The organism is Staphylococcus auricularis, from assembly GCF_051172115.1.
GTDB lineage: Bacteria > Bacillota > Bacilli > Staphylococcales > Staphylococcaceae > Staphylococcus > Staphylococcus auricularis_A.
Window position 1 is genome coordinate 113,947 of record NZ_JBPIZN010000002.1, and the last position, 14,543, is coordinate 128,489.

A 14,543-nucleotide genomic window follows, 5' to 3' on the forward strand; every position below is an offset into this window, starting at 1 on the left:
GGTAAACAGTCTGACGCATCTAAATATGAACCAGTACCAGGAACAGTGACGAAAGATCACGGTACGCCTGTTACTCCGGAAGAGATCTCAAATGCGATCACAATTCCGAACTATCCAACGGATAGTCAGCCACCGAAGTTAACGTTCGAAGATAGTCAAATTCCTAACGGAAATACGGAAGGAACAACAGAAGTCGACGTAACAGTTGAGTACCCAGATGGATCGAAAGATCACGTTAAAGTACCAGTAACGATCGGTAAACAGTCTGACGCATCTAAATATGAACCAGTACCAGGAACAGTGACGAAAGATCACGGTACGCCTGTTACTCCAGAAGAGATCTCAAATGCGATTACGATTCCTAATTATCCAACAAATGGACAACCACCTAAGATCACATTTGAAGATAGTCAAATTCCTAACGGAAACACAGAAGGAACGACAGAAGTCGACGTAACAGTTGAATATCCAGACGGTTCAACGGATAAAGTAAAAGTTCCAGTGACAATCGGCAAACAATCGGATGCTTCTAAGTATGAGCCGGTACCAGGAACAGTGACGAAAGATTACGGTACGCCTGTTACTCCAGAAGAGATCTCAAATGCGATCACAATTCCGAACTATCCAACGGATGGTAAGTCACCGAAATTAACGTTCGAAGACAGTCAGATTCCTAACGGAAATACGGAAGGAACAACAGAAATGGATGTAACGGTTGAGTACCCAGATGGACGAAAGACAAAGTGAAAGTCCCAGTAACAGTTGGAAAACAATCCGACGCATCTAAATATGAACCAGTACCGGGTTCAGTGAATAAAGATTATGGTACGCCAGTAACACCGGAAGACATCACAAACGCCATTACAATTCCGAACTATCCAACGGATGGTAAGGCACCGAAATTCACGTTTGAAGATAGTCAAATTCCTAATGGAAACACACCGGGAACATATGAAGTTGATGTGACAGTTGAGTATCCAGATGGATCAACAGACAAAGTGAAGGTCCCAGTAACGATTGGCAAACAATCGGATGCTTCTAAATATGAACCAGTACCAGGAACGGTGATGAAAGATTACGGTACGCCAGTAACACCGGAAGACATCACAAACGCCATTACGATTCCTAATTATCCAACGGATGGTCAACCGCCTAAGATCACATTTGAAGATAGCCAAATTCCAAACGGAAACACTTCAGGTACAACGGAAGTCAACGTAACAGTTGAGTATCCAGATGGATCAACAGACAAAGTGAAAGTTCCGGTAACGATCGGTAAACAGTCAGATGCTTCTAAATACGAACCGGTACCAGGCACAGTGACGAAAGATCATGGAACACCGGTAACGCCGGAAGATATCACGAATGCGATTACGATTCCTAATTATCCAACGGATGGTCAACCGCCTAAGATTACATTCGATCCAAATCAAGTACCTGATGGTAACACACCAGGCACAACGGAAGTGGATGTAACGGTTGAGTACCCAGATGGCACGAAAGATAAAGTGAAAGTACCAGTGACAGTTGGGAAACAATCCGACGCATCTAAATATGAACCAGTACCGGGTTCAGTGAATAAAGATTATGGTACGCCAGTAACACCGGAAGACATCACAAACGCCATTACAATTCCGAACTATCCAACGGATGGTAAGTCACCGAAATTCACGTTTGAAGATAGTCAAGTTCCTAACGGAAACACTTCAGGTACAACGGAAGTCGACGTAACAGTTGAGTATCCAGATGGATCAAAAGACAAAGTGAAAGTCCCAGTAACGATTGGCAAACAATCAGATGCTTCTAAATATGAACCAGTACCAGGAACAGTGACGAAAGATTACGGTACGCCGGTAACACCAGAAGACATCACAAATGCGATTACGATTCCAAACTATCCAAGTGATGGACAACCACCTAAGATCACATTTGAAGATAGTCAAATTCCAAATGGAAACACAGAAGGTACAACAGAAGTCGATGTGACAGTTGAGTACCCAGATGGTACGAAAGACAAAGTGAAAGTCCCAGTAACGATTGGCAAACAATCGGACGCATCTAAATACGAGCCGGTACCAGGAACAGTGACGAAAGATTACGGTACGCCAGTAACAGCGGAAGACATCACAAACGCGATTACAATTCCGAACTATCCTACGGATGGTAAATCACCGAAATTTACGTTCGAAGATAGTCAAATTCCTAACGGAAATACGGAAGGCACAACAGAAGTGGATGTAACGGTTGAGTACCCAGACGGTTCAAAAGACAAAGTGAAAGTCCCAGTAACGATAGGTAAACAGTCTGACGCATCTAAATATGAGCCAGTACCAGGAACAGTGACGAAAGATCACGGTACACCGGTAACACCGGAAGACATCGCAAATGCGATTACAATTCCGAACTATCCAACAAATGGCCAACCACCTAAGATTACATTTGAAGATAGTCAAATTCCGAACGGAAATACACCAGGCACATATGAAATTGATGTGACAGTTGAGTACCCAGATGGATCGAAAGATCACGTTAAAGTACCAATTACAATCGGTAAAGAAACAGATGCTTCTAAATATGAACCGCATGTAGATAAAGTGACAAAAGAACATGGCACACCAATTACAGCGGACGATGTTATCGGAGCAATCTCAATTCCGAATTATCCAATCGATGGAGATCATCCAAAAGTAACGATTGATAATCCAGGACAATTACCAGATGGTAGTATTCCGGGTACAACTGAAATCGATGTGACAATTGAATATCCAGATGGTTCTAAAGACCACATCAAAGTACCAGTAACTGTGAAAGAAGGATCAGACATGAATAATGGAGGTAATTCAGGACCAGGTACTGATACAGGATCAAACACAGAAGATGAATCAGGTTCAAATACTGATACGCAAAACGGTGAAAGTTCTGACATGAATGGTGGAGATCATTCAACATCTTCTCCAAACATGGGTGATCAATCAGGATCTAACATGGCTAATGAACAATCAAATGTTGAAGCAAATCAATCTCAATCTATGAGCAATGACAATGCGAAACATCATGATGATGCTGCAGCAATGAAAGATCAAAAATTACCTGATACAGGTGAAACTTCTAACCAAAACGCGACGCTTTTAGGTGGATTATTCGCCGCTCTTGGTTCTATATTCTTATTCGGTAGACGACGTAAAGATAAAGAAGAAAAATAATTGATCCCATGATTAGAGGTCGAGCTTAAATGCTCGGCCTCTTTTCTTTTTATTTAGGAAGTTTAATTCGCGTTTGATGCTACTCCAATCTGCTTGTCGTTCCACGTGAAACGGTATCTGTTTACTCACTCCTATGATTGAGTTACTGTTCTCCCTTCTATATATTTGAGCTTTCCAACATCTTTTGCAGTTAGTTTTCTATGAGAGATTTTACCTAGGCCTTTCACGTTGGACTCTGATATCGTAATTGAACCATCTTTATGTACTTTTTCTACAAATGCGACGTGTCCATATTGTGGATGGGCGCCTAGTTGATCTGCTTCAAAAACTGCGATGGTATGAGGCTCAGGTGATGAAAGAATACGATAGTTTTGTATTTGAGCTTGATTATTCCATTCGTGGGCATTGCCCCAGTCTGCTCCAATAGATTTGTTAAACTGTGCCATACGTTGGTAGACGTACCATGTACATTGACCATATGGATAAACCCCATTTGTAGCTATTTCTTTAAAAGGAACAAAATGATGAGATGACGGCGCAGATGTTTCTGATACAAAGGCATCGAGATTCGGACGTTTCTTGTTATCAAAACGAGTTAAATCATAATGTTCTATGAGCGCATTGAGCTTTTGTGCGTAATTGGGGTCTGAAGCGTATGTGCCAGCTAAATAATGGGTCGCATCACGATAAGAACGCGTTTTATTCTTCCAAGTCGATTGATAAAATAAAGCATCTCCGTCTATGCCGTGTTTTAATAACTGAGCATAGTCGAGGAGTGACGCCTTATAATTAGGATATTTACGAAATGTCGCATACGTTTTATAAGTTCGTTGGTCTTTATCTACTTCTAGCGTTTTAAACTGCACTGATTTTCCTTTGTAATTTCCTTTAATTCCAAACAAATTATAGTTAGGCTGTTGGGCCAGTTGACTTTGGCCAGAACCAGATTCCAGAACAGCTTGCGCGATGAGTACAGAAGCATAGAAATTTTGCTTCTGTCCGATACAATGTGCCTTTTTAGCAATCGATTTAATAAATTGTCGTGTTTCTTTGCTATCTACAATGACGAAAGGCTCATCGGGTGCGGCTTCAGTATGAGATATGTTAGTGTTAGTTATCGATTCTACACGTGCAGATTTTTCCGTGTTCTTGTGCGGTTTGTCAGAGGCTTCTTTCTTTTTAGGTTCCTGTTTTTTGCTTGTGTGTTTTTTAACTGAATCAGTTTTTGTTTCTTTGGCCTTTTCCTTCTTACTTTGTTCTTTAGAATTGTGGGGTTTTTCTTTGCTTGTCTTTTGAGTTTGAGGATTTTCTTTATTTGTTTTTGGAGCTCTCTCAACGTGAGGTTGCTTTTGGACATGGTTCGTTTGGTTTGGAGGAGATGCTTGATTCTGTGTAGGTGAAGGTTTATGTGGTTCTACATTAGAGTTGCGCGCAGGAGTTTGGGATTCAGGCGTTTTAGGCTTTTCAGTGGATGGTGTCTCTTGTTTAGCTGGTTTTGAATTCACCTCTGAGGTTGGAACATTGTTTTTATCAATTGTTTCAGTTGTTGGCTTTGCCTGAGCTGATTCAGGCTCGGATTCCATCTTTACCTCTTTCTTTTTCTGCACATCCGTTGACTCAGCGTCATTTTTAGGAGGGTCTGTCTGGTTAACCTTACTTTGATCGGTCGTCGCAATCGTCGTCGCAGTAGTGAAAGTTGAAAGTAGAAGCGTAGTAGATATGACGTTAAAGAGTAATCGGGGATTTTTCAAATGAGGAGCCTCTTTTCTATAAAATCATTATTTATAATTGTATTGACTGGTATCGTATATAGAGTGTCGTTATAATGAGAGGTAATAACTGAAGATAGTTTTCGCAGAGGAGTGAAGATGGATGTGTACTGGTTTTACATTTAAATCAAATGATCAAGTGATTATGGGGCGTACGATGGATTATACGTTTCCATTAGCTGGGATGCCTTCTGTGACGCCGCGTAACTACTACTGGGAATCACGTATAGATTATAAAGGACGCACCAAATATGGCTTCATTGGCACAGGTTGTGACATGGGTGGTTATCTCTACGGTGATGGTGTCAATGAACATGGCTTAGCCGTCTCTGTACAGTATGCACGTGGTTATGCAAGTTACGGTACAGAAATTAAACCTGGGAAAATGAACATTGCCCATACAGAAACCATCTTTTGGATTCTTGGATATAATCAAGATATCGACGATTTGGAACGAAATAAAAGTGAGGTTAATCTCGTCGCGGATGTGTTAGATGATATTTCTGAGGCACCACCTGTACATTATCATGTTTCAGATGCGACAGGGCGTTCAGTAGAATTAATCTTTGAAGATGGGAGCTTTAATTTAACAGAGAATCCTGTAGGGGTATTGACGAATGATCCTGGATTAGACTGGCATTATCGTAATTTAGAACGCTATAAACATATTACACCTGCTCAACATGATTCTATTGACCTTGAAGATAACGTGTCATATAAAGGTAACGAAAATGGCACATATGGTTTACCAGGAGGTTATACGTCACCTGAACGTTTTGTACGTGCTGCTTTTCTTAAACAATATATTGCACATGATGGATATCCATCACATGATATTTTAGATGCTTTTAAAATATTAAATTCGGTCACCATTCCAAAAGGGGTCTTATCACCGAATATGGATCCGTATCACTATACGCTTTATGTGACTGTATTGAATTTAACGAAACCGGCGCTCTATGTGAAATGGTATGACAGTACGGAAATTACGGAATTAGAACTTACTGAATCATTGATTACGAGAGATGAAATGACGTTCTTTGAACCTGAAACGGCTTTTGTGACGCGTAAGTTAAATTAACCGCTCACTAATATACACGAAATCATATCAATTTTTACTTCAGCTTTATCATATAAATCACTATATTATTTAGAGTGAGACAGCGAACTTCAATGGCGGCTGTGTCACTCTTTTTATATGTACATTGAGTGTTCAAGCAAGATAGTGTTATTTTATGCGAAAACATGAGAAAATAATTATGTAAACGTTTACAAAACAACTTTGCTACAATAATACGTTAACAAACTAAAATTGTAATCGGTTTTTAAGTTTAAAGTTGATTGTGAAAGGAAAATGCATACAGTAAAGGCATCGTTCTTTTTCAATCAAAGTAATGAATGTCTTTGTATCAAGTCCATATACGTTTTTGAATTAGCTTTAAACGAAGCAAATACGCTACGTAATAACTACAAGGGAGTAGATATTTATGGCAATTAACATTAAAGATTATATAGATGATAGTTACAATTTATTCATTAACAACGAATTTGTCCCTAGTTCAACAGGTGAACAAATCGAAGTATACAACCCAGCTACGGGTGCATTGTTATCTAAAGTCGCTAAAGCCGACGAATCTGATGTCGATAAAGCTGTAGACGCTGCGAAAAATGCATTTGAAAGCTGGAGCCGTACTTCTAATACAGAACGTGCTGAATATTTAAAACAAATTGGCGACAAAATTTTAGAAAATAAAGATCGTTTTGCGACTATCGAAACATTGAATAATGGTAAACCGATTCGTGAAACAAGTGCGATCGATGTTCCAAATGCAGCACGTCACTTTAAATATTTCGGTAGTGTTATTGAAACAGATGAAGGTACAGTAAACGATCTCGACGAAAATACAATGAGTATCGTCCGCCATGAACCGATCGGCGTGGTAGGTGCAGTCGTAGCATGGAACTTCCCACTTCTTCTTGCATCATGGAAACTTGCACCAGCGATTGCAGCAGGTAATACTGTAGTGATTCAACCTTCATCTTCAACACCACTCACATTGATTGAACTTGCTAAAATTTTCCAAGAAGTGTTACCTGCAGGTGTCGTAAATATCTTAACTGGTAAAGGTTCTGAATCTGGTAACGCAATCTTTAATCACGAAGATATTGCGAAACTTTCATTCACTGGGTCAACATCAGTGGGTTACAAAGTTGCAGATGCCGCAGCACAACGTTTAGTTCCTGCTACACTTGAACTTGGTGGTAAAAGTGCCAACATTATCTTAGATGATGCAAACCTTGATATTACTATCGAAGGTATTCAACTCGGTATTTTATTCAACCAAGGTGAGGTATGTAGTGCTGGTTCACGATTACTCGTTCATGAAAATATTTACGACGAAGTCATTTCTCGCTTGAAAGAAGCATTCAGCAATATCAAAGTAGGCGACCCATTAGATGAAAATACACAAATGGGTAGTCAAACTGGTGAAGAACAAATTGATAAAATTCAAAGCTATGTTGACCATGCGAAAAAATCTGATGCCAACATTCTTGTCGGCGGTCATCGTTTAACTGATGGTGAACTTAAAAAAGGTTATTTCTTTGAACCAACACTCATTGAACTACCAGATAACCAAAATAAATTAGCACAAGAAGAAATCTTTGGTCCAGTGCTTTCAGTTATCAAGATCAAAGATGATGAAGAAGCGGTTCGCATCGCAAATGACTCTGAATATGGCCTCGCTGGTGGCGTATTCTCTCAAGATATTACACGTGCACTTAACATTGCAAAATCAGTTCGTACAGGTCGCGTTTGGATTAACACTTACAACCAAGTGAATGAAGGCGCTCCATTCGGCGGTTACAAAAAATCTGGTATCGGAAGAGAAACATATAAAGATGCCCTTGCAAACTATCAACAAGTTAAAAATATCTATATTGATACAAGCAACGAACGTATGGGCTTCTATTAAGCCATACAATAAAACAAGACACAAAAATCCCGGCGTTCACTTTGACGCCGGGATTTTTTTATAATAAATGATTAGTGATTTTTGTTATTTTCGAAACGTTGTTGTTCGAGCTCTCTTAATTCAACACGACGGATTTTACCAGAGTTTGTTTTTGGTAGATCATCAACGAACTCGATGGCACGTGGATATTTGTAAGGTGCAACGTCTTGTTTGACGTATTGTTGTAAGGCTTTGACAGTATCGTCTGTTGCTTCTGAATCATCGTTTAGGATAACGAATGCTTTAACGATATTACCTCTGATTTCATGCGGACTTGCGACGACGGCACATTCTTTCACGGAAGGATGTTTGGTTAGTGAGTCTTCGATTTCGAACGGTCCTATGGTATAACCTGAACTGATGATGATGTCATCTTTACGGCCATCAAACCAGAAATAACCATCTTCGTCTTGTAACGCTTGGTCACCAGTGATGAAATAATCACCGCGTTGTGGATTTTCTGTACGTTTTTTATCTTTGTAATAACCTTTGAATAATGAAGGTAAATCTAACGGTACAGCGATATTACCGACTTCATTAGGGCCGAGTGGTTGACCGTCATCATCCACGATTGTGACGTAACTTCCTGGGATGGCTTTACCCATAGAACTTGGTCGGTACGGTGTATCTTTTAAGAAACCGATGAGTAATGTGCTTTCAGTTTGACCGTAACCATCACGAACAGTGATATCAAAGTTGTCTTGGAATTGGTTTACAACTTCTTTATTCAATGGTTCACCTGCGGACACTGCACTGTGTAAGTGGCTTAAATCGTAGTCACTCAAATGTCCTGATTTAACCATGATGCGGTATTCCGTTGGCGTACAACATAAGACATTGATTTGATGTTTTTCTAATAGTTCGAGGTATTTACTACCTTCAAAGCGACCTTGAAAGACGAAAGCGGTAGCACCGGAACCTAAGACAGAAAGGAATGGACTCCATACCCATTTTTGCCAGCCGGGTGCTGCTGTTGCCCACACGATGTCATCTTTGTGGATGCATAACCAGTGTTCTGGTGCCATGCGTAAGTGTGCGTAACCCCAGCCATGTGTATGAATGACAGCCTTTGGATTGCCTGTTGTACCTGAAGTATACGGAAGGAAGGCGATATCATCTCTTGATGTAGCAGCTGTTTCGAGTTCAGTGCTTTCTTTTTCAGCAGCGTCTTCAAGTGAAACCCAATTTGTTTCTGAACCATCTACGATAAATTTAGTTAGTTGGTCGAATTCATCTACACCTGCGAATTCTTCAGTCCCTTTAGCGATAGACACGACCGCTTTTGCTTCACTGTGTGTAATACGGTACTGTAAATCTTTCGCTCTTAACATTTCTGAACAAGGAATAATGATGAGACCTATTTTTAATGCTGCAATATAGAGGGCATATGTTTCAATGGCTCTAGGCATCATGATCAACACTTTGTCCCCTTTTTGTAAACCATGTGCTAAAAACATATTACCGATTTGATTCGCACGTTTGATTAGGTTCGCATATGTAATTTCCTTTATTTCATTCTTTTCGTCTTGCAGAATCACTGCTTTTCTTGACTCGTCGGATGCATATTGTTCAAATGCAGTCACGATATTATATTGTTCTGGTGCAATTAAATCTGCTTTCTCCATTTTAAAGTCTCCTAATTCATTTATGATATACATTCTACAATGTGTTGAGTATATCATATTGAAAATAAAAAATTTACCGAAAACGGTTATCCAGTAAGATGCGCGTTGCTACGAAAGACGATGACCATGCGTCATACTGACCATTTTATTTTGAAAATTGGCAACATTTTAAAAGTGATTCGTGGTATATTTAAGTTGAAAAATAAGTGGAAGAAGGGTCAGCTAAAAGGCGGTAAAAAACGAGAGGATCTAATAAGAAGAGAAAGTGATTCAAATGGTAAATGTTAATTTAGAGTTCAAGTCTCAGAAAGTAAAATACAAAAATATTTTGCAAGAATTTGTAGCTTGGCTCATGCGTTATAGAGATTTTAAAAACGAATTCACGCTGGTGATACATGATCAACCTATCATCAGTTATGGAGATTGGAATGATTGCCAAGTTGATTTGCGAACAAGAACGATTTATTACTCGTTATATGATATTACATTGTATTCGTTACCCAAAAGTAAATATTTCTACTAGTTCTTATCAAAGGCTTCTCAAAAAGATGGGGGATTTCGATGCAGAACTAAATATATTACGTATATTTGCCCATGAAGTAGGCCATTATTTTGAATATATAAGTCAATATAAAAGTTATCAAAATGAAGATTGTGAAAAAATTGCGAATGACTATGAGGAAGATATGATCCAAGATTTTATAGATGAGGTTTATTATATTTATTATTCTGAGGAAAATTAATACTATGTAACGAATTGTAGTGATGAGTTAGAATATGTGGCGCTTAATACTAAATAGATAGAGATTGGAAGCACGTTATATGCTTTTGATAGTCTCTTCATCGCTTTCAATGCGCCCTTTTTAACATTTCACTCATTGGACATTTACATTCATGGGGCGTTAGCTTAAAATAAGCACTAGAAGCTTCAAAAATTCATTTTATAGCCAAAAAAAGATATAAAAAATAAGTAGAATGTAGTAAAGGCGGTTTGGTCTCATGTGTGGTTATAGTGAGGTTGAACTGCGTTTATAATAAATTGGATTGTTAACATAGGAAAAATTGAATACGGTAAAGTACGATGATTTCCTTATTATCAACTAGGAAGGTGGAACATTATGAGTAACACACAATCTAAAGATGTGATCTTGATTGGTGCAGGCGTGTTAAGTACGACATTTGGTACGTTGCTAAAACATCTTGCACCTGATTGGAACATCACTTTGTATGAACGACTCGATCGTCCAGCAATTGAAAGTTCAAACGAAAGTAACAATGCCGGGACAGGTCATGCAGCACTTTGCGAATTAAACTACACGGTCGAACAAAAAGACGGCTCTATCGATATCGAAAAAGCCAAAGAAATCAACCAAGAGTTTGAAATTTCTAAACAATTCTGGTCTTATTTAGTTCAAAATAAAGAAATCGAAGACCCACAAGCGTTTATTCGTCCATTACCACATATTAGTTTCGTTATGGGTCGAAGAGATGTGAGCTTCTTAAAACGTCGTTTCGAGACATTATCTCAACACCCTATGTTCGAGGGTATGGAATACACAGAAGATAAAGAGAAATTAGCGCAATGGATGCCACTCATGATGCAAGGCCGTGATTCTAATGTGCCTGTAGCAGCAAGCAAAATCGACTACGGTACAGATGTGAACTTCGGTGAACTTACACGTCAAATGGCGAAAAACTTAAGCGAATCTGATCACGCAACCGTTCATTATCGTCATGAAGTCGTTGGCTTCAATCAACGTAAAGACAGAAAATGGGAAGTTCGCGTTAAAGATTTAAGAGATAATACTGTCGAAACACATATTACAGACTACATATTTATCGGTGCGGGCGGTCATGCGATTCCGTTATTACAAAAAACAGGTATCCCAGAAAGTAAACACTTGGGTGGTTTCCCAATCAGTGGGGCGTTCCTCGTATGTCGTAAACCAGAAGTCGTGGAACAACATGATGCGAAGGTTTACGGTAAAGAACCACCTGGCACACCACCAATGACTGTGCCTCACTTAGACAAACGTTACATTAACGGCGGTATCAGTCTATTATTTGGACCATTTGCGGCGATTGGACCGAAATTCTTAAAAAATGGTTCTAACCTAGACTTATTCAAATCGTTGAACTCAAGCAACTTATTAACGATGGCTTCAGCAGGTTTGAAAAACTTCCCACTTGTGAAATATTCGATTCAACAAGTATTAATGAAAAAAGAAGATCGTATGAAAGAATTACGTCGCTTTGTGCCTGATGCGAGAGATGAAGATTGGGAATTACACATTGCTGGTAAACGTGTCCAAGTCATTAAAGATACGAAAGACCATGGTCGCGGCTTCATTCAATTCGGTACAGAAGTTGTGAACTCTCAAGACCACTCTGTCATCGCATTACTCGGTGAATCTCCAGGGGCTTCAACATCTGTATCTGTGGCATTAGAAGTATTAGAACGTAACTTCGCTCAATATGGTTGGTCAGATAAAATTAAAGAAATCATTCCATCATATGGCGAATCACTCATTACAGATACGAAGTTAATGCATAAAATCCGTAAACAAACGAATAAAACATTACAATTAGATAAATAATTGAGTTGATGCAGACAGGATAGAAAAATAGCTATCAATGTATGACATTTTCCTAATTTCTGTTTGTCTCAAAGTGCTAAGCTGAAGACAGCGATTTTTATTAAGTTAAGAATCGCTGTTTTTTGTTTGTACCAGCCCAGGCTTCGATGGTTTTCAAATCTATTTGCACGCTCAAAAAATTTTTTCAAAATGAAATAGGAAAGCGTATGCATTTAAAAAATAAACGTGTTATTCTATGTTGGTAAAACGTTTGTGAAGATGTTTTAACACAGTTCTTACGAAAAAACAGAGAGGTGTAAGTATGGATGTCACGGCATTACTCATAGGACTAGGTCCGTTGCTTGGGTGGGGGCTCTTTCCAACCGTAGCTTCACTCATCGGCGGTAGACCAGTCAACCAAATCATCGGTGCCACAGTGGGAACACTTATTTTTAGTGCTGTCTTTTTATTATTATCCCCGACTTCCTTCCCTACAGGATGGAATTTATTTTTCTCACTGATTTCAGGTGCTGGATGGAGCTTTGGTCAAATTTATACATTTAAAGCATTTAGTTTAATTGGTTCATCACGGACCATGCCGATAACGACCGCTTTTCAACTGTTAGGTGCGTCATTATGGGGTGTGTTTGCGTTAGGAGATTGGCCAACGCTCACTAATAAAATCATTGGATTTTCTGCGCTTATCGTGATTATTATCGGTGCCTATATGACCGTTTGGAGTGAACATGGTGAAGCGAAAAACAGTAAAAATTTAAGAAAAGCTGTACTCTTATTACTCATCGGTGAAATTGGGTATTGGGCATATTCTGCAGCGCCACAAGCGACGGATTTATCAGGTACAACGGCGTTCTTCCCTCAAGCGATTGGGATGGTCATCGTTGCGGTCATCTTCGGTCTGATGACGATGAAACAAGGCATCAATCCATTTGCCGAAAAAGTGTCTTGGTTACAAATTATTTCAGGATTCTTCTTCGCATTTGCGGCGTTAACTTACTTAATTTCAGCACAACCAAATATGAATGGACTTGCGACAGGCTTTATCTTGTCACAAACATCTGTTGTGCTCGCAACGCTGACAGGTATCTTCTTCTTAAATCAACGGAAGACACCAAAAGAACTCCTTGTGACCATCGTCGGTTTAGTATTGATCATCGGAGCTGCAGCTGTAACGGTATTTATTAGATAATACGTTCAGTAAAGCTGTCATAGTTTTACTGTAATAATGAGGTGACTTTTATGAAGAAAAAAATTGTAGTCGTCGGATCCACAGGTGTCGACCATGTTTTAAATGTGACACGTTTTGCAGAAGAAGGTGAAACGCTTCATGTGGATAACGCGCAAGGGATTTATGGCGGCGGAAAAGGTGCCAATCAAGCGCTTGCCACTGCGCGTGCTGGTGCTAATACCACATTCGTCTCTAAAATAGGAAACGATGGCTTGGCCGACTTTGAATTAACTGATTTTAAAGAAGCCGGTATGGATATTCAATATATTTCACAAGCTGAAGATGTGGCTACAGGCCAAGCATTTATTACGGTCGATGAAGCAGGTCACAACATGATTTATGTTTATGGCGGTGCGAATATGGAACTGACACCTGAAGATGTTGAACAAGCGACAGAGGCGATCAAAGATGCTGATATGATTGTTGCGCAATTAGAAATTCCGATTGAAACGGTGACACATGCGTTTGAAATCGCGCGTCGTTATGGCGTGACAACATTGTTGAATCCTGCCCCTGCGAAAGAGCTGCCAGAGTCATTGTTGAAGTTAACGGATATCATTGTCCCTAATGAAACGGAAGCGGCGTTACTTTCAGGTGCGTCTCTTGAGGAGAAGCAATTTTGTGATAAAACGGCTGCTTATTTTCAAGATTTAGGAATCAAAACCGTCATTGTTACGTTAGGTGAAGCGGGTGCATATGTTGCGACTGCATCGCTACAACAACATGTCCCGGGAAATAAAGTGACAGCTGTCGATACTACGGCAGCTGGTGATACGTTCATCGGTGCCTTTGTGAGTCGTTTCGATGAGGTATCAATGAATTTGGTTGAGGCCATTACGTATGCGAATCGTGCTTCTGCCTTAACCGTACAAAAAGCGGGAGCACAAGTTTCTATTCCGATACAGCAGGAGACAGACGACGCGACATTCGAATAATTGCCTATTAAAATAAATGATGCTTGCTCAGGTTCTCTTATTATAATGTAGAGAATCTGGGTTTTTTTAGTGTGTCCCGTTTTACGCTAGCTCAAAACAATTTATATCTTGCTTTATTTAGAAGTACAACTTTTGACTTATATTTTTAATACAAATTGAAAATGGGCCATTTACA

Annotated in this window: 10 protein-coding genes; 8 read left to right on the forward strand and 2 right to left on the reverse strand. The window is 39.4% G+C overall.

The genetic code is table 11. The features are described from left to right. Together ACSBRB_RS04830 and ACSBRB_RS04835 are read left to right on the forward strand one after the other, a co-directional pair. Positions 1-747: Rib/alpha-like domain-containing protein (locus tag ACSBRB_RS04830; RefSeq protein ID WP_435031852.1), on the forward strand; the 747-nt coding region annotated here is incomplete at its 5' end. Then, the gene (locus ACSBRB_RS04835) at positions 744-3,203 is read left to right on the forward strand and encodes a Rib/alpha-like domain-containing protein (RefSeq protein WP_435031853.1); all 2,460 of its coding nucleotides are present in this window, start codon (positions 744-746) and stop codon (positions 3,201-3,203) included. The genes ACSBRB_RS04830 and ACSBRB_RS04835, both read left to right, overlap by 4 nt. A gap of 131 nt (positions 3,204-3,334) precedes the next feature. On the opposite strand, the gene ACSBRB_RS04840 is transcribed toward ACSBRB_RS04835, so the two are convergent. Further along, positions 3,335-4,954: a glucosaminidase domain-containing protein gene (locus ACSBRB_RS04840; protein ID WP_435031854.1), complete on the reverse strand. Its 1,620-nt coding sequence runs from the start codon at positions 4,952-4,954 to the stop codon at positions 3,335-3,337. A gap of 121 nt (positions 4,955-5,075) precedes the next feature. On the opposite strand from ACSBRB_RS04840, the gene ACSBRB_RS04845 reads away from it, so the two are divergent. Further along, on the forward strand, positions 5,076-6,053 hold the full coding sequence (locus ACSBRB_RS04845; RefSeq protein WP_435031855.1) for a choloylglycine hydrolase family protein: 978 nt from the start codon (positions 5,076-5,078) through the stop codon (positions 6,051-6,053). A 406-nt stretch (positions 6,054-6,459) separates the two neighbouring features. Further along, complete coding sequence (locus ACSBRB_RS04850; RefSeq protein ID WP_059106317.1) at positions 6,460-7,947, forward strand: aldehyde dehydrogenase family protein; 1,488 nt, start codon at positions 6,460-6,462, stop codon at positions 7,945-7,947. A gap of 71 nt (positions 7,948-8,018) precedes the next feature. Here ACSBRB_RS04850 and mbcS read toward each other — a convergent pair whose 3' ends face one another. Beyond that, complete coding sequence (gene mbcS / locus ACSBRB_RS04855) at positions 8,019-9,611, reverse strand: acyl-CoA synthetase MbcS (protein WP_435031856.1); 1,593 nt, start codon at positions 9,609-9,611, stop codon at positions 8,019-8,021. A 428-nt stretch (positions 9,612-10,039) separates the two neighbouring features. Between mbcS and ACSBRB_RS04860 the strand changes: the two genes are divergently transcribed. The 4 genes from ACSBRB_RS04860 to rbsK all read left to right on the forward strand — a co-directional run bounded on the left by ACSBRB_RS04860 (position 10,040) and on the right by rbsK (position 14,368). Next, positions 10,040-10,354 carry a hypothetical protein gene (locus ACSBRB_RS04860; protein WP_059106319.1) on the forward strand — a complete coding sequence of 105 codons (315 nt, stop codon included), beginning with the start codon at positions 10,040-10,042 and terminating at the stop codon, positions 10,352-10,354. 375 nt (positions 10,355-10,729) lie between these two features. Next, a complete protein-coding gene (gene mqo, locus ACSBRB_RS04865) occupies positions 10,730-12,208 on the forward strand; it encodes a malate dehydrogenase (quinone) (protein ID WP_059106320.1) in 1,479 nt (492 codons plus the stop codon). 301 nt (positions 12,209-12,509) lie between these two features. Next, complete coding sequence (gene rbsU, locus ACSBRB_RS04870) at positions 12,510-13,394, forward strand: ribose/proton symporter RbsU (protein ID WP_435031857.1); 885 nt, start codon at positions 12,510-12,512, stop codon at positions 13,392-13,394. 50 nt (positions 13,395-13,444) lie between these two features. Beyond that, a complete protein-coding gene (rbsK, locus tag ACSBRB_RS04875; RefSeq protein WP_435031858.1) occupies positions 13,445-14,368 on the forward strand; it encodes a ribokinase in 924 nt (307 codons plus the stop codon). The last annotated feature ends 175 nt before the right edge of the window (positions 14,369-14,543 follow it).

What these genes read in the sequence shown, in the direction of transcription:
- ACSBRB_RS04845 (WP_435031855.1), top strand. Translation starts at nt 5,076, where the DNA reads ATGTGTACTGGTTTTACATTTAAATCAAATGATCAAGTGATTATGGGG.
- ACSBRB_RS04850 (WP_059106317.1), top strand. Translation starts at nt 6,460, where the DNA reads ATGGCAATTAACATTAAAGATTATATAGATGATAGTTACAATTTATTC.
- mbcS (WP_435031856.1), bottom strand. Translation starts at nt 9,611, where the DNA reads ATGGAGAAAGCAGATTTAATTGCACCAGAACAATATAATATCGTGACT.
- ACSBRB_RS04860 (WP_059106319.1), top strand. Translation starts at nt 10,040, where the DNA reads ATGATTGCCAAGTTGATTTGCGAACAAGAACGATTTATTACTCGTTAT.
- mqo (WP_059106320.1), top strand. Translation starts at nt 10,730, where the DNA reads ATGAGTAACACACAATCTAAAGATGTGATCTTGATTGGTGCAGGCGTG.
- rbsU (WP_435031857.1), top strand. Translation starts at nt 12,510, where the DNA reads ATGGATGTCACGGCATTACTCATAGGACTAGGTCCGTTGCTTGGGTGG.
- rbsK (WP_435031858.1), top strand. Translation starts at nt 13,445, where the DNA reads ATGAAGAAAAAAATTGTAGTCGTCGGATCCACAGGTGTCGACCATGTT.